The following is a 22,212-nucleotide window of genomic DNA, read 5'->3' as shown; positions in this document are numbered from 1 at the left end:
GTCTGGCACGCCGGCGACTCACTGGCCGGCAGCCTCGGGCTGGTCGGACGACACGTCGTCGGCGGCACCACGCGAGGTACGCCGCGACGGCAGCACCTGGTTGAGCCGCTTCATCAACTCCTGGCGCGCCTTCTGGGTCGTGTTCTGCGGGAAGACCTCGTCGAAGGCGGCGTTCAGCGCTGCCCCGATCAGCACCGCGATCGAGACGACATAGAGCCACAGCAGCACCGCGATCGGCGCTGCCAGCGGGCCGAAGATCGACTTGGAGTCGGCCGCGGTGACGGTGAGCACCCAGCGCAGGAACCAGGAGCCGACGATCCAGCAGCAGAGGCTGAAGACGGCGCCCGGCAGGTTGTAGCTCCAGCCCGTGCGCACCGGCACCGAGACGTGGTAGAGGGTGGCCAGGAAGCAGATGCAGAGCACCACCACGGTGGGCCAGTAGAGCCCGTGCAGGAAGCCGAGTTCGTCGGGCAGGATCCGCGCCACCAGGCTCGGGCCGGCGATCACCAGCGGGATGGTGACCATCCCGGTGATCAGGCCCATCACGTAGAGCCCGAAGGAGAGCGCCCGGGTCCGGATGATCCCGCGGTGCCCGCCCAGCCCGTGCATGATCGTGATCGTGTCGACGAAGACGTTGAGCGCCCGGGAGCCGGACCACAACGCGAGCACGAACCCGATCGAGATCACGTCGAACCGGCCGCCCTCGATCACGTCGTCGAAGGTCGGCACGATGATGTTGTGCACGGCGCTTTCGGTCAGCGCCCGCCCGGAGAGGTCGATCACGGCCTGGCGCATGTCGTCGACCTGCGCGGCGGTGAAGGTCTCCCCGACATAACCGATCGCGCCGGTGAGCGCGAAGATCAACGGCGGCATCGAGAGCACCGCGAAGAACGCGGCCTCGGCAGCGAGCCCGGTCACCCGGTAGCGCATGCACGAGGCCACCGTGGTGACGGTCAGGCGCCACAGCAGGTGGAACACCTTGCCGACCAGGCCACGCTGCTTCCTGGGTGGCTTGGTCGGCATGGGTCAACGGTAGCCCTTGGCGGGCCGGGTTCCGGTCAGGACAGGTCGAGGCCCGGGTAGAGCGGGTGGGCGGCAAGCATCTCGGCCGAGGCGCTGCGGGTCCGCTCGGCCACGCCGTCGGCCAGCGTGTACGTCGCCTTGGACGGCGCCCCTGCCTTGGTGGTGCCGGGCGTGGTGTTCTGCAGCACGTCGACGACGAGTTCGGCGGTCTTGTCGAACTCGTCGTGGCCGAAGCCGCGGGTGGTCAGTGCCGGCGTACCGAAGCGGATGCCGGAGGTGTACCAGGCGCCGTTGGGGTCGGCCGGGACCGAGTTACGGTTGGTCACCACGCCGGCGTCGAGCAGCGCCGACTCGGCCTGGCGGCCGGTAAGGCCGAAGGAGGTGACATCGAGCAGCACGATGTGGTTGTCGGTGCCGTCGGTGACCAGCTTTGCCCCGCGCTTCTTGAATCCCTCGGCCAGGGACTTGGCGTTGTCCGCGACGTCCTGGGCATAGGCCTGGAACTCGGGCTTGCGTGCCTCGGCGAAGGCGACGGCCTTGGCGGCCATCACGTGCGAGAGCGGTCCGCCGAGCACCATCGGGCAGCCGCGGTCCACGCTGGGTGCGTATTCCTCGGTGGCCAGGATGAAGCCGCCGCGCGGGCCGCGCAGCGACTTGTGCGAGGTGCTGGTGACCACGTGTGCGTGCGGCACCGGGTCCTCGTCGCCAGTGAAGACCTTGCCGGCGACCAGCCCGGCGAAGTGCGCCATGTCCACCATCAGGGTGGCGCCGACCTCGTCAGCGATCTCGCGCATCTTGGCGAAGTTGACCCGGCGCGGGTAAGCCGAATAGCCGGCCACCAGGATCAGCGGCTTGAACTCGCGCGCCTTCTCCCGCAGCGCGTCGTAGTCGAGCAGCCCCGTGGCCGGGTCCGTGCCGTACTGCTGCTGGTGGAACATCTTGCCGCTGATGTTGGGGCGGAAGCCGTGGGTGAGGTGGCCGCCGGAGTCAAGGCTCATCCCGAGCAGGCGCTGGTTGCCGAGCTCGTGGCGCAGCTTCTCCCAGTCGGCGTCGGTGAGCTCGTTCATGTTCTTCACGCCGGCCTCGCCCAGCCAGGGGCCCTCGACGCGGTGCGCCAGGATCGCCCAGTACGCCGTGAGGTTGGCGTCGATGCCCGAGTGCGGCTGGACGTAGGCGTATTCGGCGCCGAAGAGTTCGCGGGCGTGCTCGGCGGCCAGCGACTCGACCGTGTCCACGTTCTGGCAGCCGGCATAGAAGCGGTGACCGACGGTTCCCTCGGCGTACTTGTCACTGAACCAGGTGCCCATGGTGAGCAGCACGGCAGGCGAGGCGTAGTTCTCGCTGGCGATCAGCTTGAGCGAGGAGCGCTGGTCGGCCAACTCCTGCCTGGTGGCCTCGGCGATCCGGGGCTCCACGGAGGCAATCACCTCGAGGGCCTGCTGGTAGGCGGAACTGGTGGTGGCAGACAGGTCGGTCATGGGGCACACACTAGTGATGCCGGCACCGGGCTGCCGATTCGACGCCCCCTGCCGATTCCCGCGCCGGGCGTGACATGGGCCACGCCGGGGAATCAATCCCCGCGTGGAGCGGGATCAGGCGTCTCATCTTTCGATACTCTTGTCCACAACATGAGATTCCTGCTTGTGGGAGGGGCGTCCGCTCCGTGAGACTCCCGTCCATGATCACTGTTGCCGAACAGCTGTACCTCGTGGTTCGACGCCACGTGGACTACGGCCGTGTCCGCAGCATGATGTGTTGGCCCTGCTGACCTGTCACGACCACCACCGCGTGGACGTGGCCGCCCGAACCAGACAAACCGTCCCCGGGCGCCGGTCGCAGGCAGCCCCGAGCCCCGACGTCGTGGCTCCGGGAGCACGCGATTCGAGCGTCTCCATCCGTCTCGAAGGAACACGATGAACGACACCGTCCAGCCCGCAGCCCGCCCCCGGGCCGATGTCCCCCGCCCCAAGCGCGGCGAGGGTCAGTGGGGCCTCGGCTACTCGACGCCGCTGAACAAGAACGAGCAGTCCAAGAAGGACGACAACCCGCTCAACGTGCGCGCCCGGATCGAGAACATCTACTCCAAGCGCGGCTTCGACTCGATCGACCCGGCCGACCTGCGCGGACGGTTCCGCTGGTACGGCATCTACACCCAGCGCGCCCCCGGCCTGGACGGCGGGAAGACCGGTGCCCTGGAGGAGGAGCAGCTCGACGACCGCTACTTCATGATGCGCGTGCGCAGCGACGGCAGGCTGCTCGACGCCGGGCAACTGCGCACCCTGGGCGGCATCTCCACCGACTTCGCCCGCAACACCGCCGACATCACCGACCGCTCCAACATCCAGTACCACTGGATCGAGATCGAGGACGTCCCGACCATCTGGGAACGCCTGGAAGCGGTCGGCCTGAGCACCGAAGAGGCCTGTGGCGACTCGCCGCGAGGCATGCTCGGCTCCCCCGTCGCCGGCGTCGCCAAGGACGAGATCATCGACGGCACCCCGGCCCTGGCCGAGATCAACCGGCGCCGCACCGGCAACCCCGAATACGCCAACCTCCCCCGCAAGTTCAAGACCTCCGTCTCCGGCCACCCGAGCCTGGACGGCGCGCCCGAGATCAACGACGTCTCCTTCGTCGGCGTGGTCCACCCCGAGCACGGGCCGGGCTTCGACCTGTGGGTCGGCGGCGCCCTGTCCACCAACCCCTTCCTCGCCGCCCGGATGGGCGTGTGGATCCCGATCGACGAGGTCGCCGACGTCTGGGAAGGTGTCATCTCGATCTTCCGCGACTACGGCTACCGCCGGCTCCGCTCGCGCGCCCGGCTGAAGTTCCTGGTCAAGGACTGGGGCATCGAGAAGTTCCGCGAGGTGCTCGAGGTCGAATACCTCCAGCGCAAGCTGGTCTCCAACCCCTCTCCCACCGTGGCCACCCGCAACGGCGACCACATCGGCGTACACGAGCAGAAGGACGGCAACTTCTACATCGGCGCCGCCCCGACCGTGGGACGGGTCAACGGCGAACTGCTCACCGCGCTCGGCGACCTGGTCGAGACGTACGGCGTCGCCGGGGTCCGCTTCACCGCCTACCAGAAGCTGGTGCTGATCGGGGTCGCCCCCGACAAGGTCGACGACGTCGTCGCCGCACTGGACGCGATCGGCCTGCAGGCCAACCCGTCGAACTGGCGCCGCTCCACGATGGCCTGCACCGGCATCGAGTTCTGCAAGCTCGCCATCGTCGACACCAAGCAGCGCGCCCACGACCTGGTCGCCGAGCTCGAGCGCCGCTTCCCCGACCTCGACACCGAGATCACCGTCAACGTCAACGGCTGCCCCAATTCGTGCGCGCGCACCCAGGTCGCCGACATCGGCCTCAAGGGCCAGCTCGTCCTCGACGAGGACGGCAACCAGGTGGAGGGATTCCAGGTCCACCTGGGCGGGGGCATCGGCTTCCGTGCCGAGCTGGGCCGCAAGCTCCGGGCCCACAAGGTGACCAGCAAGGGTTTGGACGACTACATCACCACCATCGTCAACGCCTACCTCGCCCAGCGCACCGAGGGCGAAGCGTTCGCGGACTGGGTCGCCCGGGCCGACGAGGTCGACCTGCGCGGCGAGAAGACGCTCGAGGCCGTCTGATGTCCCAGCGCGCCCAGGCCAACCACTGCCCGTATTGCGGGGACGAGGACCTGCGCCCGCACGACGCCCGCCCCGGCACCTGGGAGTGCCGCTCCTGCCAGCGCATCTTCTCCCTGACCATGCTCGGCCTGACCAACGAAGGAGGCACGCCATGACCGCACAGTCGACAGCAGCGGCGCGCGCCTTCCGCGGCAGCCACACGGCCGACCGGTCGCCGGAGGAGCTGCGCGAGATCGTCTCCCACGCCGGCGCCGAGCTCGAACTGGCACCGGCCGAGGACATCATCGAGTGGGCCGTGGCGACGTTCGGGGAGAAGTTCTGCGTGACCTCCTCGATGGGTGACGCGGTGCTGGCCCATCTGGCCGCCACCGTGGCGCCCGGGGTGGACGTGGTCTTCCTCGACACCGGCTATCACTTCATCGAGACGATCGGCACCCGCGACGCCGTCGCGGCGACCATGGACGTCAACCTGGTCACCGTCACTCCCGAGCTGAGCGTCGCCGAGCAGGACGAGCAGTACGGCAAGGACCTGTGGCGGACTGACCCGGACACGTGCTGCGCGCTGCGCAAGGTAAAGCCGCTGGCCGACTCCCTGGCGAACTATGACGCGTGGGCCACCGGCCTGCGCCGCGCCGAGACCCACAACCGGGTGACTGCCCCGGTGATCGGCTGGGACGCCAAGAAGGGGAAGGTCAAGGTGTCCCCCATCGCCCGCTGGAGCGACGAGGACGTCGAGCGCTACATCGCCGAGAACGGCGTGCTCGTCAACCCTCTCGTCCACGACGGCTATCCCTCGATCGGCTGCTGGCCCTGCACTTCACGGGTCGCGCCCGGCGAGGACCCACGCAGCGGCCGTTGGGCCGGCCAGAACAAGACCGAGTGCGGGATCCACACATGAGCGCACCGGCCCCCACGAACAGCAGTGCCACCAGTAACACCGATCGCGAAGGGAGGCAGTAAAACCATGACTGCTCCTGCTCTGATTGCCCTCGCCCACGGAAGCCGGGACTCCCGCTCCCCCGAGACCGTGAAGGCCCTGGTCGGCGAGGTCCGCAAGTTGCGGCCCGACCTGCGCATCGAGACGGCATTCCTCGAGCTCGCCAAGCCGTCGTTCGGCAGCGTGGTGACCAAGCTGGTCAAGGCCGGGTACGACGAGATCGTGGTGGTCCCGCTGCTGCTCAGCGATGCCTACCACGCCAAGGTGGACGTGCCCTCGGCCGTGGCCGAGCAGGTCGCCAAGCACGAGGGCCTGCAGATCCGGGCGACCGAGATCCTGGGGCTGGAGCCCGCCTTCCTCGAGGTCCTCGACCTGCGGCTGCGCGAAGCGCTCAAGACCGCCCGGGTCCGCGAGCTCGACGCCCTGGTCCTGGCCGCTGCCGGCTCCTCGGACCCGCTGGCCAACCAGGCCGTGGCCCGGCTCGCACGCCTGTGGGGCACCCACCACAAGTTGCCGGTGAAGGCAGCCTTCGCGGCCTCCACGCCGCCGGCCACCGGCGAGGCGGTCCGTGCCTTCCGCTCCGAGGGACGTCGCCACATCGCGGTTGCCTCGTTCTTCCTGGCGCCCGGCTTCCTGCCGGACCGGGCCGCAGAACTGGCGCTGGAGGCTGGCGCGGTTGCCGTCTCCGACCCGCTGGGGGCCCACCCGACCCTGGCCCGGACGGTGCTGGCGCGCTATGCGGTCGGTGCGGTCGAACTGGTCCCGGTCTGATCAGCCCCAGGACGGTTCAACCCAGGAACTGACTGACCAGCCGCTCGAGTTGCCGGGCCGGGTCGCCGGTCACCCCGCCGTGCACCGGGCCGGGCTGGATCACGGTGCTGCGTGGCGCCTTGAGGAACCCGAATCGGGTGCCAATCGGCGCCGCCGCAGCCGCGCCAGCGCTCGGGTCGCCGGCACAGACGCCTGCCACGAACTCGAGGCTGGCCCGGACCCGGTCCACGTCGAGGTGCGGGAACAGGGCGAGCAGGCGCGCCTGGTCCACCTGCCAGCCGACGTCGAGGAAGTCGGCACCCTGGCAGTAGAGGACGACCCCGACGTTGACGAACTCCTCGCGTTCCACGCGCGGCACGCAGCGCAGCACGACGTACTGATAGGCGAGCGCGCTCATGCTCGCTCCGCCCCGCCGGGCAGCCACTGGCGCGTGCCGAGCCGGGCCGTCAGGAACGCGACGTACGCCGCACGGACCGCGTCGGCGTCGTCGGCACCGGGCACGGGCTCCAGCCACGCGTCGGGCACGTCGGCCAGGATCGTGGCGAAGGCCGCTTCGTCGAGGAGCGCGGAGATCTCGGCGTCCGCGGCGCCCAACCCGTCAACGTGCGCACCCAGGACGTGGTCGCTGGCGTCCCACGGTTGGCGGGCGAACCGCTGTGGATCGGTGATGCCGCCGCCCCACGCGTGGTGGAAGTAGAGCGAGGCGCCGTGGTCGATCACCCACAACTCGTCGTGCCACACCAGCAGGTTCGGGTTGCGCCAGCTCCGGTCCACGTTCGCGGTGAAGGCATCGAGCCAGAGGATCTTCGCGCACTCGGCGCCCACTCCCCCGGTGGCGACCTCGGTGTCATAGCCGAAGGAGCCCGGCAGGAAGTCGACGCCGAGGTTGAGGCCGAGGCTGGCCCGGAGCAGGTCCTGCACCTCCTCGTCGGCCTCGTAGCGGGCGATCTCCTCACTGAGTTCGAGCCCGACCAGTCGCGGGGTGCGCAGGCCGATCAGTTCGGCGAGGCGGCTGACGATGACCTCCGCGACCAGGACCCGCAACCCCTGCCCGGCGCCGCGGAACTTGCACACGTAGGTGCCCAGGTCGCTGGCCTCGACGATCCCGGGCAGCGATCCGCCCTCGCGCAGTGGCGTCACATAGCGGGTGACCTGCACTGTCTCGATCACGGGATCGGGTCCTCCTCGACCAGGCGTGCCCGTTGCCCGGCCACGTCGAAGTCGGCCTTCGGCCAGCCCAGGTCCATCGACTCGAACGCCTCGAGCAACAGGTGCGCAATGGCCATGTTGCGATACCACTTGCGGTCCGAGGGGACGACGTACCACGGGGCGTGATCGGTGTTGGTCCGCTCCACGGCGATCCGGTAGGCCTCCTGGTAGGCGGGCCACAACTCGCGCTCGTCGATGTCGCCGGGGTTGAACTTCCAGTGCTTCTCCTCGTCGTCGAGGCGGGCCAGGAGGCGCTCCTTCTGCTCCTCGGCGCTGATGTGCAGCATGCACTTGATGACCAGGACACCGTCGGCGACCAGGTCGGCCTCGAAGTCGTTGATCGCCCCGTAGCGCCGCTCGATCTCGTCCGCGTCGGCGAGCTCGCGCACCCGCCCGATCAACACGTCCTCGTAGTGTGAGCGGTCGAAGACACCGAGGTAGCCGGGCTCGGGCACAGCCTTGGCGATGCGCCACAGGAAGTCGTGGGCGAGTTCCTCCTCGGTCGGCGCCTTGAACGAGGTGATCCTCACCCCCTGTGGGTCGACCAGGGCGACCGCGGAGCGGATCACCCCGCCCTTGCCGGCGGTGTCCATCCCCTGCAGCACCAGCAGCACACGCCGTGTCGAGCCGGTGGTGCGCTCGGCGAAGAGCCGCTCCTGGAGGTCGGAGAGGGGCTCGGCGAGATCAGCCAGGGCGTCGTTCCCGTCATCCTTGTCGCCGTCGAAGCCGGGCGTGCCGTCGGTGGCGATCGCGGCCAGGTCGACCGGGCCCGGCGGCAGGCGGAGCAGGTCGGTGAAGGAGCCCTTTGTCTTGCCCATGGCGACCACCCTAAAGGGCGTGTCGACGGCTCAGCCGACGACGCGTCCGACGTCCAGGGAGCAACCGACCACGGTGGCAGTGCTGCCGTCGTTGCCGGGTTCGTCGAACCAGACCCCCTCGGTGAAGCCGGCCTTGGCCAGCGCCCTGAGCGAGGCAGTGTTGCGGTGGTCGGGTGCCGCGAAGAAGCAGGAGGCCTCGGGGAAGCGCTTCCGGGTCCGCCCGAACCACTCCCACAGCATCCGTACGCCGATCCCGCGGCCGATCCAGGCCGGTTCGCCGATCGCGTAGTCGAGGCCGATCGCATCCGGCTCCCCGGCGAGCAGGGCGAACTCCGGATAGTCGCGGATCCGGTAGTCCTGGACGAACCCGATGGAGCGGCCGTTCATCTCCACCACCCACATCCGGGTCGGCGTACGACCGTCCAGGTGGGGACCGTAGGCGGCCGTCACCGAGTCCAGGTCGGGATCCCCGTCATCGGCCCACCAGCGTGCGACGTGGTCCGCGCTGCGCCACCGTGAGACATCCGGCAGGTCGCCGCGGGTCATCGGGCGCAGGGTGAGCCGCTGGTCGGGATCGACGGCGAAGACCTTCTCGGCACCGGAGAGGTCCACCGCGAACGGCTCCCCCGCCACGGTGGTGGCGATCCGGCTCGCCGCCCGGCCCCAGGCCTCCCCGGCCCGCGCGACACCGGAGAGCTCCCGCTCCCCATGGCGCACGATGACCGGCGTCGACATGGGAGCCAGACTAGACGGCCTCGAGTTCGTCGCGGACCACGGCGAAGGCGACGCCGGGCGGATATCCCTTGCGGGCAAGCATCCCCACCAGTCGCCGCGTGGCCACCTCAGGGGCCAGGGAGGACATCGTTCGCAGCTTCTTGCGCACCAGCGCGCGAGCCGCGGCCTCCTCGTCGTCGGGGTCGATCTCGTCGAGCGCCTCACGGGCGACCTCGTCATCGATCCCCTTGCGGCGCAACTCCTGGGCGAGCGCCCGCCTCGCGAGCCCCTTGCCGGGCTGGCGCGAGGCAATCCAGGCCCTGGCGAAGGCGGCGTCGTCGATCAGCCCGACCTCCTCGAAGCGGTCCAGCAAGGCGGTCGCCAGCTCGGTCGGGACGTTCTTGCCGGCCAGCTTGTCGGCCAGTTCCTTGCGTGAGCGCGCCTGCCCGGTCAGCTGGTCGAGCAGGATCTTGCGGGCCACGGACTCCTGGTCTGCTTCTGGCTCCGGTTCCGGCTCGGGCGGGGCGGAACGCGTCCATGCGTCCACCCCGACCGAGACGTCACCGCGCCATCCGTCGGCCATGCTCAGAAGTCGACGTTGGTGGGCTCTGCCGGCGCGTCGACGGTCGGCACCACCCCGAGCTTCTCCAGGATCTTCTTCTCCAGCTCGTTGGCCAGGTCGGGGTTGTCACGCAGGAAGTTGCGGGCGTTCTCCTTGCCCTGTCCGAGCTGGTCGCCCTCGTAGGTGTACCAGGCACCGGCCTTGCGGACCAGGCCCGCCTCGACACCGACGTCGATCAGGCCACCCTCGCGGGAGATGCCCTTGCCGTACATGATGTCGAACTCGGCCTGCTTGAACGGCGGCGCGACCTTGTTCTTCACGACCTTGACCCGGGTCCGGTTGCCGACCATGTCGGTGCCGTCCTTGAGGGTCTCGATCCGGCGCACGTCCAGGCGCACCGAGGAGTAGAACTTCAGCGCCCGGCCACCGGTGGTCGTCTCGGGCGAACCGAACATCACGCCGATCTTCTCCCGCAGCTGGTTGATGAAGATCGCGGTGGTGTTGGAGCTGTTCAAGGCACCGGTCATCTTCCGCAGTGCCTGGCTCATCAGGCGGGCTTGGAGGCCGACATGGCTGTCGCCCATCTCGCCCTCGATCTCGGCGCGCGGGACCAGTGCGGCGACGGAGTCGATCACGATCAGGTCCAGGGCACCGGAACGGACCAGCATGTCGGCGATCTCCAGCGCCTGCTCCCCGGAGTCGGGCTGGGAGACGAGCAGGGCATCGGTGTCGACGCCGAGGTTCCTGGCGTATTCGGGGTCCAGCGCGTGCTCCGCGTCGATGAAGGCGACGATGCCGCCCGCGGCCTGGGCATTGGCCACCGCATGGAGGGCGACGGTCGTCTTGCCCGAGGACTCCGGGCCATAGATCTCGACCACGCGGCCCCGGGGCAGTCCGCCCAGGCCCAGCGCCACGTCGAGGGCGATCGACCCGGTCGGGATCACCTCCAGGGGGGCACGGGTCTCGTCGCCGAGGCGCATCACCGACCCCTTGCCGAACTGCTTCTCAATGTTGGCCAGCGCTACGTCCAGCGCCTTGCCACGATCTCCAGCCATGTGCTTCACGTCCTTCTCAGGGTCGGGTCGATGTTGGTGTCCTGCGTCATCACTGACGCTAGGGGGGACCACCGACAGTTGGGTGCCGACCACCTTCAGGGTTGTGGAGAACCCCGGCCGACGGGATCAGCCTAGGCGAACATGTGTTCGATCAGCCCGCGACACGCGGAACGATTTCACCGATCCCGCGCGGGCAGTCCCAGCTCCTGCCACACCGCACGCCACACCAGCCGCGGCTCCTCCCCCGCAGCCAGCGCCTCCTCGACGGTGCGGGAGCCGAGCCCGGGCACGGTGTGTTGCTCGGCCCACGAGCGCGCGTAGCCCGACCCAAGCGCGGCGTCCATCCGCTGCCAGAACTCCGTGTGCCTCATCGCGGGTGCGCATCCCAGGCATGGTGGACCAGGTCGTGCAGGTGGTAGCGCGCGATCGAGTCGACCGTGAACCGCGACCCGTCCGAGCGGCGTCCGGTGCGCTGCCAGGCAGCCGGGCCGTCGCCATGGTCGGCGACCGCGTCATAGGCCGCGGCCACGGTGCCGGCCGCGGCAAGCAACTCGGTGGCCACCTCGCCAGGGTCGCTGGCGGCGTACTCACCCTCGATCGCGGCGTGGTCCTGGTCCCAGGCCGCGAGTTCGGGATCGACCCGCTCCAGCATCAGGGCGACGCGCTCGGCGAAGAGCCGGTTGACGTCGCGCACGTGGCAGGCGTACTCGAGGGGTGACCACACACCGGGAGCGGGTCGCCGGGCCACGTCGGGACCCTTGAGCACGGTGCGCCACTGCTCCGCGTTGGCCCGCACTCCGCTGGCCACCTCGCCGGGCGGCGTACCGGGACCGTCGAACCCGCAGTCGTCGCAGGCCCGGTCGATCACCCAGGTCCAGTCCTTGGTCTCCGGTTCGATCTCGTTCGCTCCCACGGCCACATAGTGAACCACGGCGCCGGGGGCGAGAGCGCCGAGGTGCGATCATGACCCACATGGCTGACTATTCGACCCGCTCCGCCACCGAACGCGACCTGGCCGACATCGCAGCCATCTATTCGTACGCCGTGGACAACTCGCACTCCACCTTCGACCTCGAGCCACCCGACCTCGACCACTGGCGTGCCCGCCTCGAGGGCGACCACCCCGGCGACCACCTGATCGTGGCCGTGGACGCCGATGACCGGGTCGTCGGCTATGCGTACTCGTGGTCCTACCGGCCCCGGCCGGCCTATGACCTCACCCGGGAGACCTCGATCTACCTGGACGAGTCGGTCCGTGGGCAGGGGGTGGGCAAGATGCTCTATCCCGCGCTGCTGGAGACGATGGCGTTCTCCGGCGTACACACCGCTGTCGCGCTGGTCGCCCTGCCGAACCCGGCCAGCGAGCGGCTCCACCTGGCCTGTGGCTTCGAGAAGACCGGCCAGTTGCGCGAGGTCGGCTGGAAGTTCGACCAGTGGATCGACGTGGCGTGGTACCAGAAGATGTTGCCGTCCCTGCCCTGAACGGGACTGTTCAGCGCCGGTCGGCGAGCACGTGCGAGGCAGCAGCCGACGCCGCGGCGGCACCGAGCACGGCTGGCCAGGCCCCGATCTTCTTCGCCAGCGGGTGCGAGGCGCCGAAACCACCGAGGTAGACCGCCGAGAGCGCGGCGGTCGTTGCCGCTCCGCCCTTGGCCAGCCAGGTACGTCCGGCCAGCAGCCCCGCCCCGGCGAGGACCACCCCGCCCAGCGGTCGTACGCCGGTGGTCCGGGCGACCAGGTAGCCACCCACCAGTCCGGCGGCGGCGATGGGGGCGGTGGGCAGGCTCTGTGCGTCAGGGAGGCTCATGGCGCCAACGGTACCCAGCGCCGCCCAGCCGACTCCGGGTCAGGTCAGCAGCAACTTGTCCAGGCGACGCCGGACCAGCAGCAACCCGAGCAGCCCCATCACCACCAGGTAGGCGACCGAGACCGCACTCGCCCAGGAGAGCGCCCCGGTGGTCAGTTCCCGGCAGAGCACCACGCCTCGATACAGCGGCGTCGCCTCAACGACCCAGCGCACTGCGGCATTCCCGTAGGCGGTGATCGGGAAGAAGGTCGCCGAGAAGAGGAACATCGGCAACTGGACCAGGGTGATCTTGTCGAAGTCCTGGAAGGACGTCATGTACGTCGTCAGCCCTATGCACACCGCGCTGAACGCGAACCCGATCAGCAGCGCCGCCGGCAGCGCCAGCACCGCCCACCAGGAGTGGACCATCCCCATCGCGACCATCACCAGCAGGAAGGCAGCCGCATAGGCTGCGCCGCGCAACTGGCCCCAGAGGATCTCCCCGCGGGCCACGTCGGCGGTGGTCAGCGGCGTGGCCAGCATCTGGTCGTAGAGCTTGTCGTACTTGAGCTTGAAGAAGACGTTGTACGTCGAGTCGAGCAGCGCCCCGTTGAACGCACTGGCGGCGAGCATGCCGGGCGCCACGAAGTCGGCGTACGGGATCTGTTGCCCGTTGAACTCGAACGCCTCGATCAACTGGCCGACGCCGATCCCGATCGAGAAGAGGTAGAAGACCGGCTCCAGGAAGCCGGTCAGGAAGAGCTTCCAGAACCGCTTGTACGTCGTGTAATTGCGGTAGGTGATCATCGCGACGGCGCCCGCCGGGCTCAGCGGCGGCACGGGAGCAGGAGTGTTCGCCATCAGCCCACCAACCGCTTCGTCAGCCCGGTGATCGCCAGCCACCAGCCCAGGACGGTCACCGCCACCAGCACCGCCACGTGCACCAGCGCCATCGCCCAGTCGACGGTGTCCAGGCAGAACATCCGCGACAGGTCCACCCCGTGCCACAGCGGGGTGAACCGCGCCACCCAGGCCAGCACGTCGCCGAGGTTGGTGATCGGGAAGAAGGCGCCGGAGAAGAGCGTCAGCGGGATCACCCCGATCCGGAAGACCAGCCCGAATCCCTGCTCGGACTCCATCCGGGCACTGAGCGCGAAGACGATCGCGGCGAAGGACATCCCGACCAGCACCTGGGCGGCCCAGGCCAGGAACGGGCCCCACCACGACTCGAAGACCCCGAACGGCGCCAGCACCACCATGAAGACCGCGCAGGCCGAGGCGACCCGGGCCAGCACGAAGACCAGGTGCGCATTGACGATGTCGCGCGGGTCCAGTGGGGTCGCCATCTGGGCGTGGTAGGTGCGGTGCCACTTGATCCCGCCCATCACCGGATAGGTGGTCTCCCCCACCGCCAGTTGCATGGCATGGGCGGCGACCAGGCCCGGGACGATGAAGGCCAGGTACGACGTGGCTCCCTCCAGCCGGGCCGGGTCACCCTCGATGAACCCGCCCAGCAGCACGCCCATGCCCAGCACGTAGAGCAGCGGCGAGCCGAACGAGGAGACGATGCTGCCGCGCCAGGTCCGCTTGTGCACCGTCCACCAGTAGTCGACCTGGCGCCCGATGCCCTCCGCAATCGTCAGGGCCATCTCAGTCCACCAGCGATCGGCCGGTCAGGCGCAGGAAGACGTCCTCCAGGGTGGAGCGACGGACCAGGGTGGCCACCGGGCGCAGGCCCCGCTCGTGGACCCGGGCGAGCACCTCGTCGCCGTCGTCGGTGTAGAGCAGCAGCCGGTCCGGGAGCGCCTCGACCCGGGTGGCGAGGTCACCCACCCGGGTCGCGATCTCCTCCGGCGTACCCGCCTCGCTGCCCACCACGAAGCGGAGCTCGGCGACCTCGCGCGTGGAGTGCGCGGCGATCAGTTCGGCCGGTGACCCCTCGGCCGCGATGACGCCCTTGTCCATCACCACCAGCCGGTCGCACAGTTGCTCGGCCTCGTCCATGTAGTGGGTGGTGATCACCAGGGTCACCCCGGCATGCTTGAGCCGGTAGAGCTGGTCCCACAGCACGTGGCGCGCCTGCGGATCCAGCCCGGTGGTCGGCTCGTCGAGGAGCAGCAACTCGGGCCGGTTGACCAGCGAACGGGCAATCGTCAGCCGCCGCTTCATCCCGCCGGAGAGCTCATCGACCTTCGCCGTGGCCTTCTCGGTGAGCATCGCGAACTCGAGCAGTTCGTCGACCCGCTCGTTGACCACCTTGCGGGGGATGCCGAAGTAACGGCCATAGATGTACAGGTTGTCGCGCACGTTCAGTTCGTTGTCGAGCGTGTCCTCCTGGGGACAGACCCCGATCCGGGCCCGGATCGCCGGCCCGTCGGTGGCCGGATCCATGCCCAGGATCTGCAGGGTGCCACCGCTGGTCGGCGAGACGGCGGCGATCATCCGCATCGTGGACGACTTGCCGGCGCCGTTGGGGCCGAGGAAGCCGAACGCCTCGCCACGGCGTACGTCGACATCGATGCCACGCACCGCCTCGAAGCCGCCGAAGGACTTGCGCAGGCCGGCGGCATGGATCATCGCGTCACTCACGGGACCCGAGACTAGTCTCACCCGCATGGAACCACTGCTCATCCGCAATGTCTTCCCGGTGCCGCTGGCTCCCGGCGAGGCCCCACCCGCGCATCCGTACGACGTCCTGGTCGAGGGCGGCAGGGTCACCGCGGTCGCCCCGGACATCGCCCAATCCGCCGACATGCGCTGCTTCGATGCCGACGGCCGCTGGATCATCCCGGGCCTGTGGGACCAGCACGTCCACCTGGGCCAGGTGGCGATGACCTCCACCCGGCTCGACCTGTCCACCACCCGCTCCCCGGAGGAGGCGACGTACTTCGTCCGCGAGCGGATGGCCCAGTCGCCCGACTCGCCCCTGATCGCGTTCGGGCACCGCTCCGCGACCTGGGAGCGCGACGGGACGGTCGCCGAACTGGATGCGATCTCGCAGACCGCCCCGATCGTGCTGATCTCCGGGGACGCACACCACGCCTGGCTCAACTCGGTGGCGCTGCGTGGCCTGGGCCTCGCCGAGCGCGACGACGTGGTCCGCGAGGCCGAATGGTTCGACGCCTATCCCCGCCTGGAGGCCCTGGTCGGCCAGGAAGCAACGCCGGCCGCCTACCGCTGGGTCGAGGCCGAGGCGGCCACCCGCGGTGTCGTCGGCCTGGTCGACTTCGAGTTCACCGGCGGGGCCACCGAATGGGCCGAGCGCTGGGCCGACGGCGCGGACCTGCTGCGGATCCGGATGGCGACCTATGCCGCCGGGCTGGACGCGGTGATCGCCGCAGGCCTGCGCACCGGCGACCCGATACCCGGCACCGACCTGGCCGTGATGGGGCCGGTGAAGGTGATCTCGGACGGGTCGCTGAACACCCGGACCGCGTGGTGTTGTGAGCCGTACGCCGACTCCCACGGGTTCGAGTTCCCGCGCGGCTATCCCAACCAGGAGCAGGCCGAACTCGAGGCGCTGCTCGCCCGTGCCCACGCCCACGGCCTCGAAGCAGCCGTGCACGCGATCGGGGACGCCGCGGCCAGCGCTGCCCTCGACGCCTTCGCCGCCACCGGCGCCGGTGGCTCGATCGAGCACCTGCAACTGATCCGCACCAGTGACATCGCCCGCCTGGCCGCCTCGGGGCTGCGTGCCTCGGTGCAGCCGGCGCACCTGCTCGACGACCGCGACGTGACGGAGTATTGCTGGCCCGACCGGATGGACCGGTGCTTCAACCTGCGCTCGATGCACGACGCCGGGGTCCGGCTCGCGCTGGGCTCGGACGCGCCGGTGGCGCCACTGGACCCGTGGCTGGCGATGGCGGCTGCGGTGCACCGCAGCGGTGATGAGCGTGATCCGTGGAACCCCGCCGAGTCGCTGACCGTGCGGGAGGCACTGGCGGCCTCGACCGACGGCTGGGGCACGGTTGCTGCGGGCCACCCGGGCGACCTGGTGGTGCTGGACAACGACCCCCTGCTCGACCTGGGCGACTCCGCCTCGAACAGTGCCCACCTGCGAGCGATGCAGGTCGCCGCCACCTATGTCGCTGGGCGGTTGATCGCTCCGTTGTGGGAGTGAGGTCGCCGCGCCTGCGCCCGGGCATCTGTCGGTGCCATGGTGGAGGATGGGGCAATGGCCGACGCGCTGGAGCAGTTCAGTGGACCCACCCGGGAGTGGTTCACGGCTGCGTTCGCAGCGCCCACGCCGGCCCAGCAAGGGGCCTGGGCATCGATCGGCGCCGGGCGCCACTCGCTGGTGGTCGCACCCACCGGGTCGGGCAAGACCCTGTCGGCCTTCCTGTGGTCGATCGACCGGCTGCTCACCCCTGATCCCGTCGCTGCTGCCCGGCGGTGCCGGGTGCTCTACATCTCCCCGCTGAAGGCGCTCGCGGTCGACGTGGAGCGGAACCTGCGGGCTCCCCTGGCCGGGATCCGCCACACCGCCGAGCGCCTCGGTACGCCGACCCGCGAGGTCACTGTCGGGGTGCGCTCCGGCGACACCCCGGCCGCCGAGCGGCGCCGGCTGGCGACCACTCCCCCGGACATCATGATCACCACGCCGGAGTCGCTCTTCCTGATGCTCACCTCCCAGGCCCGCGAGTCGCTGCGTGGCGTGGAGACGGTGATCGTGGACGAGGTGCATGCCGTGGCCGGGACCAAGCGGGGTGCGCACCTGGCGTTGACCCTGGAGCGCCTCGACGCACTCCTCGACGCACCGGCGCAGCGGATCGGCCTCTCCGCCACCGTCCGGCCCACCGAGGAGGTCGCGCGCTACCTCGCTGGTTCCCGTCCGGTCGAGGTGGTCGCCCCGGCCGCGGAGAAGGCGTGGGACCTGTCGGTGGTCGTCCCGGTCGAGGACATGGCTGCGATCGGCGAGGTGCTCGACGACGACTTCGAGGGTCCGGCCGCAGCCGGACCGCGACGCTCGTCGATCTGGCCACACGTGGAGGAACGGGTCGCGGAGTTGATCACCCAGCACCGCTCGACCATCGTCTTCGCCAACTCCCGCCGCCTGGCCGAGCGACTCACCGCCCGGCTCAACGAGATCGCCACCGGCGACTCCGAGACGCCCGTGGTGATCGCCCGCGCCCACCACGGTTCGGTGGCCCGCGAGCAACGGGCCGCGATCGAGGACGACCTCAAGCGCGGCCGGTTGCCGGCCGTGGTGGCCACCAGCAGCCTTGAGCTCGGCATCGACATGGGTGCGGTCGACCTGGTCGTGCAGATCGAGTCACCGCCGAGCGTGGCCAGCGCCCTGCAGCGGGTCGGCCGGGCCGGCCACCAGGTCGGCGAGGTCTCCCGGGGCGTCCTCTTCCCCAAGCACCGTGGGGACCTGGCCCAGACCGCGGTGACCGTGCAGCGGATGCGCAGCGGCGAGATCGAGTCGCTGCGCATCCCCAGCAACCCCCTCGACGTACTGGCCCAGCAGGTCGTCGCCGCCACGGCGCTGGAGCCGTGGGACGTCGACGAGTTGTTCGCCCTGGCCCGGCGTACCGCTTCCTTCGCGCACCTGCCGCGCAGTGCGTACGACGCGACCCTCGACCTGCTCTCCGGTCGCTATCCCAGCGACGAGTTCGCCGAACTGCGACCCCGGATCGTGTGGGACCGGGTCGCCGGCACCATCACCGGCCGCCCCGGCGCCCAGCGGCTGGCGGTGACCAGTGGCGGCACCATCCCGGACCGGGGACTCTTCGGCGTCTACCTGGTCGGCGACGCGGGCCGGGGCAGCAACCGGGTCGGCGAGCTCGACGAGGAGATGGTCTACGAGTCACGGGTCGGTGACGTCTTCGCCCTCGGCGCGACCAGTTGGCGCATCGAGGACATCACCCATGACCGGGTCCTGGTCACCCCGGCGCCGGGAGTGCCGGGACGGTTGCCGTTCTGGAAGGGCGACACCCTCGGACGACCTGCGGAACTGGGTGGCGCTATCGGGGCGTGGACTCGCCAGGTGGCGCGGCAACGGCGGGACACCGCGATCGCCACCGCGCGGGCGGCCGGGCTCGACGACTACGCGGCCGGCAACCTGGTGGACCACCTGGCCGAGCAGGTCGAGGCGTGCGGGGTGGTGCCCAGTGACACCACGATCCTGGTCGAACGGTTCCGCGACGAACTGGGTGACTGGCGCCTCGTGGTCCATTCCCCGTGGGGCACCCCGGTGCACGCGCCCTGGGCGCTGGCGATCAATGCGCGGCTGCGTGAGCGCTACGGCACCGAGGCATCCGCGGTCGCCTCCGACGACGGGATCGTGCTGCGGATCCCGGACACCGACGCCGAGCCGCCCACCGGCGAGGTGGTCGTCTTCGAGACCGCCGAGATCGAGGAAGTGGTCACCCGCGAGGTCGGAGGGTCGGCGCTCTTCGCGAGCCGTTTCCGTGAGTGCGCTGCCCGCGCACTGCTGCTGCCGCGCCGTGACCCCGGGCGACGTTCCCCACTGTGGCAGCAGCGACAGCGCTCGGCCCAGTTGCTCGAGGTGGCCGCGAAATATCCCTCCTTCCCGATCATCCTCGAGGCGGTGCGCGAGGTGCTCCAGGACGTGTACGACCTGCCCGGTCTGGTCGAGGTCCTGGCCGGGATCGAGCAGCGCCGGGTGCGCGTGGTCGACGTGGCCACGCAGCAGCCCTCGCCGTACGCCCGCAGCCTGCTCTTCGGCTATGTCGCCCAGTTCGTCTACGAGGGCGACTCCCCCATCGCGGAGCGGCGCGCGGCGGCGCTCAGCCTGGACCAGGGCCTGCTGGCCGAACTGCTCGGCCGCGCGGAGTTGCGCGAACTTCTCGACCCCGACGTGCTGGCCGAGGTCGAGGCCGAGTTGCAGCGCCTGGTCCCCACGCGCCACGCCCGCGACGCCGAGGGGGTGGCCGACCTGGTCCGGTTGCTGGGCCCGTTGACCAGCGATGAGATCGCCGAGCGTTGCCAGGGCGATGCATCGGCGGAGTGGATCGCCGCCCTGGTCGACGCCCGCCGGGTGGTGCCGGTGCGGATCGGTGGCGTCGAGCACTGGGCGGCGATCGAGGACGTGGCGCGCCTGCGTGACGGCCTCGGTGTGCCGGTGCCCCCGGGCACGCCGGACGCGTTCACCGAGCCGGTCGAGGATCCGCTGGGTGACCTGGTCGCCCGGTTCGCGCGCACGCATGGCCCCTTCACCACTGCCGAGGTCGCCGCACGGCTGGGCGTCGGGGTGGCGGTGGTGCGCCAGGTGCTGGTGCGCCTGTCCGCCAGCGGCCGGGTCCTGGACGGGGAGTTCCGCCCGGGCGCCCCGACGGGTGAGGAGTGGTGCGATGCGGAAGTGCTGCGCCGACTGCGACGCCGCTCCCTGGCCCGGCTCCGCAAGGAGGTCGAGCCGGTCGATCCCGAGGTGCTCGGCCGGTTCCTGCCCCCGTGGCAGGGCCTCGGTGGGTCGGCCCGGGGCCTGGACGGACTCCTGGGGGTGATCGACCAGTTGGCCGGCTGCCCGGTGCCCGCCTCGGCGCTGGAACCACTGGTCCTGGCCGCCCGGGTCGCCGACTATGAGCCGTCCATGCTGGACGAATTGACCGCATCGGGTGAGGTGGTGTGGGCCGGGCACGGCTCCCTGCCCGGCACTGACGGGTGGGTGTCGCTGCACCCTGCGGAGTCGGCCGCGCTGACGCTGCCGGACCCGTCCGCCTTCGCACCCGACGCCCTCCACCGGTCCCTCCTGGACGCGTTGTCCTCCGGTGGGGCGTGGTTCTTCCGGCAGTTGTCCACGATGATCGGCTCCACCGACGATGCGGCCCTGTCGAATGCCCTGTGGGACCTGGCCTGGGCCGGCCTGGTCACCAACGACACCCTGGCCCCGTTGCGCACCCTGACCGCGAGTGGACCCACCAGCCACCGCACCCGGCGTACCGGACGGGCCCGGTTGCCCAGCCGCACCGGGCCGCCGCAGACCGCGGGCCGGTGGTCGATGCTGCCCGACCTCGACCTGGACCCGACGCGGCGCGCCCACGCCGCGGCCGAGGCACTGCTGGAGCGCCACGGCGTCCTCACCCGCGGCGCCGTGGTGGCCGAGCGGACGCCGGGCGGATTCGCCGCTGTCTACAAGGTCCTCAGCGCGTTCGAGGAGTCCGGGCACTGCCGACGCGGCTACTTCGTGGCCGGCCTCGGCGCCGCCCAGTTCGGCACCGCGGGCGCTGTGGATCGCCTGCGCACCCACGTCGAGACAGTTGCGGACAAGCCCGTCGCGCTCGCCCTGGCCGCGACCGACCCGGCGAACCCGTTCGGTGCAGCCCTGGCCTGGCCGGAACAACCGGAAGGGACCGGCCACCGCCCCGGACGCAAGGCCGGGGCGATGGTGGTGCTGGTCAACGGCTCCCTGGCCCTCTATGTCGAGCGTGGCGGACGGACCCTGCTCACCTTCGCCGCCGAGGAAGAGGTGCTGGCCTGCGCCGCGACGGCGCTGGCCGATGCGGTACGGCGGGGCGCCCTGGGGCGCCTGACCGTGGAGAAGGCCAACGGCACCCCGTTGCTCGGGCGCGCCGATTCCCCGCTGCGCGAGGCCCTGCACCGGGCCGGGTTCGTGGCCACCACGAAGGGACTGAGGATCCGTGCCTGAGGGTGACACCGTCTGGCGCACGGCACGCGCCCTGGACAAGGCGCTCAGCGGCGCCCGCATCACCCTGAGCGACTTCCGGGTGCCCACCCTGGCCACGGTCGACCTGCGTGGGCAGATGGTCCGGGCGACCGTGTCGCGCGGCAAGCACCTGCTCACCCGGATCGGGGACGACACCACCCTCCACACCCACCTGGGCATGGAGGGGGCCTGGCACCTCTACCGCGCCGAGACCCGGTGGCGTCGTCCCGTCGACGAAGCCCGGGTGGTGCTGCGTACGCCGCGCTGGATCGCGGTGGGCTTCGCGCTCCGCACCGTGGAGGTGGTGGCGACCAACCAAGAACAGTCCGTGGTCGGGCACCTGGGCCCCGACCTGCTCGGCGACGACTGGGAACCGGACGAGGCCGTACGCCGCCTCTCCTCCGATCCGGGGCGGACCATCGGCGAGGCGTTGCTGGACCAGCGCAACCTGGCCGGGGTCGGCAACCTCTACCTCAACGAACTCTGCTTCGTGGCCGGCATCCGCCCGCAGGCGCCGGTCGGTTCGGTGACCACGCTGCCCCACCTGGTCGCACGGGCGCAGACGATGTTGGCGGCCAACCGTGATCGTCGCCAGCAGACCACCACCGGCAACACCCGGCGCGGCCTGCAGCACTGGGTCTATCGGCGTACGGGTGAACCGTGCCGGCGCTGCGGGACCCCGATCGAGACCGGAGGGCTGGGACCCGCCGGGCAGGAGCGGACGACCTGGTGGTGTCCTGCCTGCCAGCCCGAGCGTGGGTGATCAGGCGGCGGAGGCGACCACGCCTTCCGTGCGGGAGGCGACCGGGATCGGGGTCGCGGCCACCTGGAGGGCGCGTTCCTCGACGGCCACCGCGTGGCTGACCTCGCGGAGCACCTCGGAGAGCGGCACCTCGAGCGCGTTGCACAGCGAAGCCAGGAGTTCGGAGGAGGCTTCCTTCTGTCCGCGCTCGATCTCGGAGATGTAGCCCAGGCTGACCCGGGCCTCTGCGGAGACCTCGCGCAGGGTCAGGCCACGACGCATCCGCTGGGTGCGGAGCACCTCACCGAGCAGTCGACGAAACAGCACCATGGCGCGT

General features: G+C 70.4%; 23 protein-coding genes. 8 read left to right on the top strand and 15 right to left on the bottom strand.

The features are described 5' to 3' along the window. Positions 1-18 precede the first annotated feature (18 nt). Together Q9R27_RS15565 and Q9R27_RS15560 are read right to left on the bottom strand one after the other, a co-directional pair. Positions 19-1,023 (bottom strand): YihY/virulence factor BrkB family protein, encoded by a 1,005-nt coding sequence (locus tag Q9R27_RS15565; RefSeq protein ID WP_311253314.1) that lies wholly within the window; start codon positions 1,021-1,023, stop codon positions 19-21. 35 nt (positions 1,024-1,058) lie between these two features. Beyond that, complete coding sequence (locus Q9R27_RS15560) at positions 1,059-2,501, bottom strand: glycine hydroxymethyltransferase (RefSeq protein WP_311253313.1); 1,443 nt, start codon at positions 2,499-2,501, stop codon at positions 1,059-1,061. Positions 2,502-2,936: 435 nt separating this feature from the next. On the opposite strand from Q9R27_RS15560, the gene Q9R27_RS15555 reads away from it, so the two are divergent. The 4 genes from Q9R27_RS15555 to Q9R27_RS15540 all read left to right on the top strand — a co-directional run bounded on the left by Q9R27_RS15555 (position 2,937) and on the right by Q9R27_RS15540 (position 6,360). Further along, positions 2,937-4,652, top strand: coding sequence for a nitrite/sulfite reductase (locus Q9R27_RS15555; protein WP_311253312.1), 1,716 nt, complete (start codon positions 2,937-2,939; stop codon positions 4,650-4,652). Next, entirely contained in the window at positions 4,652-4,807 is a 156-nt protein-coding gene (locus Q9R27_RS15550) for a hypothetical protein (RefSeq protein WP_311253311.1), read from the top strand. The genes Q9R27_RS15555 and Q9R27_RS15550 overlap by 1 nt, the downstream gene beginning before the upstream one ends. After that, positions 4,804-5,550, top strand: coding sequence for a phosphoadenylyl-sulfate reductase (locus Q9R27_RS15545; protein WP_311253310.1), 747 nt, complete (start codon positions 4,804-4,806; stop codon positions 5,548-5,550). The genes Q9R27_RS15550 and Q9R27_RS15545 overlap by 4 nt, the downstream gene beginning before the upstream one ends. Positions 5,551-5,616: 66 nt before the next feature. Beyond that, a complete protein-coding gene (locus Q9R27_RS15540; protein ID WP_311253309.1) occupies positions 5,617-6,360 on the top strand; it encodes a sirohydrochlorin chelatase in 744 nt (247 codons plus the stop codon). A 16-nt stretch (positions 6,361-6,376) separates the two neighbouring features. Here Q9R27_RS15540 and Q9R27_RS15535 read toward each other — a convergent pair whose 3' ends face one another. The 8 genes from Q9R27_RS15535 to Q9R27_RS15500 form a co-directional block, all read right to left on the bottom strand. Continuing rightward, a complete protein-coding gene (locus Q9R27_RS15535) occupies positions 6,377-6,757 on the bottom strand; it encodes a DUF3037 domain-containing protein (RefSeq protein ID WP_311253308.1) in 381 nt (126 codons plus the stop codon). Further along, on the bottom strand, positions 6,754-7,530 hold the full coding sequence (locus Q9R27_RS15530) for a HipA family kinase (protein ID WP_311253307.1): 777 nt from the start codon (positions 7,528-7,530) through the stop codon (positions 6,754-6,756). Before Q9R27_RS15530 ends, Q9R27_RS15535 begins: the two co-directional genes overlap by 4 nt. Further along, entirely contained in the window at positions 7,527-8,387 is an 861-nt protein-coding gene (locus tag Q9R27_RS15525; protein ID WP_311253306.1) for a polyphosphate kinase 2 family protein, read from the bottom strand. The genes Q9R27_RS15530 and Q9R27_RS15525 overlap by 4 nt, the downstream gene beginning before the upstream one ends. 30 nt (positions 8,388-8,417) lie before the next feature. Next, a complete protein-coding gene (locus tag Q9R27_RS15520; protein WP_311253305.1) occupies positions 8,418-9,122 on the bottom strand; it encodes a GNAT family N-acetyltransferase in 705 nt (234 codons plus the stop codon). Positions 9,123-9,132: 10 nt separating this feature from the next. Further along, positions 9,133-9,684, bottom strand: a complete 552-nt coding sequence (locus Q9R27_RS15515) for a regulatory protein RecX (RefSeq protein WP_311253304.1) — start codon at positions 9,682-9,684, stop codon at positions 9,133-9,135. 2 nt (positions 9,685-9,686) lie between these two features. Continuing rightward, complete coding sequence (recA, locus tag Q9R27_RS15510) at positions 9,687-10,718, bottom strand: recombinase RecA (RefSeq protein WP_311253303.1); 1,032 nt, start codon at positions 10,716-10,718, stop codon at positions 9,687-9,689. Positions 10,719-10,894: 176 nt separating this feature from the next. Next, positions 10,895-11,089, bottom strand: coding sequence for a DUF3046 domain-containing protein (locus Q9R27_RS15505; RefSeq protein ID WP_311253302.1), 195 nt, complete (start codon positions 11,087-11,089; stop codon positions 10,895-10,897). Further along, on the bottom strand, positions 11,086-11,631 hold the full coding sequence (locus Q9R27_RS15500; protein WP_311253301.1) for a DinB family protein: 546 nt from the start codon (positions 11,629-11,631) through the stop codon (positions 11,086-11,088). The genes Q9R27_RS15505 and Q9R27_RS15500 overlap by 4 nt, the downstream gene beginning before the upstream one ends. Positions 11,632-11,681: 50 nt before the next feature. Here Q9R27_RS15500 and Q9R27_RS15495 point away from each other — a divergent pair, with 50 nt between their 5' ends. Next, positions 11,682-12,200, top strand: a complete 519-nt coding sequence (locus Q9R27_RS15495; protein ID WP_311253300.1) for an N-acetyltransferase family protein — start codon at positions 11,682-11,684, stop codon at positions 12,198-12,200. Between the two features lie 10 nt (positions 12,201-12,210). Here the strand turns inward: Q9R27_RS15495 and Q9R27_RS15490 are convergent, their stop codons facing one another. From Q9R27_RS15490 to Q9R27_RS15475, 4 genes are read right to left on the bottom strand one after another with little or no spacing between them, the layout of a single operon-like run. After that, a complete protein-coding gene (locus Q9R27_RS15490; RefSeq protein WP_311253299.1) occupies positions 12,211-12,525 on the bottom strand; it encodes a hypothetical protein in 315 nt (104 codons plus the stop codon). Between the two features lie 39 nt (positions 12,526-12,564). After that, positions 12,565-13,365: an ABC transporter permease gene (locus tag Q9R27_RS15485; RefSeq protein ID WP_311253298.1), complete on the bottom strand. Its 801-nt coding sequence runs from the start codon at positions 13,363-13,365 to the stop codon at positions 12,565-12,567. Beyond that, positions 13,365-14,153 (bottom strand): ABC transporter permease, encoded by a 789-nt coding sequence (locus Q9R27_RS15480; RefSeq protein WP_311253297.1) that lies wholly within the window; start codon positions 14,151-14,153, stop codon positions 13,365-13,367. Before Q9R27_RS15480 ends, Q9R27_RS15485 begins: the two co-directional genes overlap by 1 nt. Before the next feature lies 1 nt (position 14,154). Then, positions 14,155-15,120: an ABC transporter ATP-binding protein gene (locus Q9R27_RS15475; RefSeq protein ID WP_311253296.1), complete on the bottom strand. Its 966-nt coding sequence runs from the start codon at positions 15,118-15,120 to the stop codon at positions 14,155-14,157. Here Q9R27_RS15475 and Q9R27_RS15470 point away from each other — a divergent pair. The 3 genes from Q9R27_RS15470 to Q9R27_RS15460 are packed head-to-tail and all read left to right on the top strand — an operon-like array spanning position 15,119 to position 21,896. Next, positions 15,119-16,624 (top strand): amidohydrolase family protein, encoded by a 1,506-nt coding sequence (locus Q9R27_RS15470; RefSeq protein WP_311253295.1) that lies wholly within the window; start codon positions 15,119-15,121, stop codon positions 16,622-16,624. The genes Q9R27_RS15475 and Q9R27_RS15470 overlap by 2 nt on opposite strands. Positions 16,625-16,678: 54 nt before the next feature. Continuing rightward, positions 16,679-21,115: an ATP-dependent helicase gene (locus Q9R27_RS15465; RefSeq protein WP_311253294.1), complete on the top strand. Its 4,437-nt coding sequence runs from the start codon at positions 16,679-16,681 to the stop codon at positions 21,113-21,115. Continuing rightward, on the top strand, positions 21,108-21,896 hold the full coding sequence (locus Q9R27_RS15460) for a DNA-formamidopyrimidine glycosylase family protein (RefSeq protein WP_311253293.1): 789 nt from the start codon (positions 21,108-21,110) through the stop codon (positions 21,894-21,896). Before Q9R27_RS15465 ends, Q9R27_RS15460 begins: the two co-directional genes overlap by 8 nt. Here Q9R27_RS15460 and Q9R27_RS15455 read toward each other — a convergent pair whose 3' ends face one another. Next, positions 21,897-22,205, bottom strand: a complete 309-nt coding sequence (locus Q9R27_RS15455; protein ID WP_311253292.1) for a helix-turn-helix transcriptional regulator — start codon at positions 22,203-22,205, stop codon at positions 21,897-21,899. Between the last annotated feature and the right edge of the window lie 7 nt (positions 22,206-22,212).

Origin of the sequence: Nocardioides sp. AE5, assembly GCF_031844485.1 — a bacterium.
Taxonomy (GTDB): Bacteria; Actinomycetota; Actinomycetes; order Propionibacteriales; family Nocardioidaceae; genus Nocardioides.
Note: the sequence above shows the minus strand (reverse complement) of the source record. Positions and strands in the feature narration are given on the sequence as shown.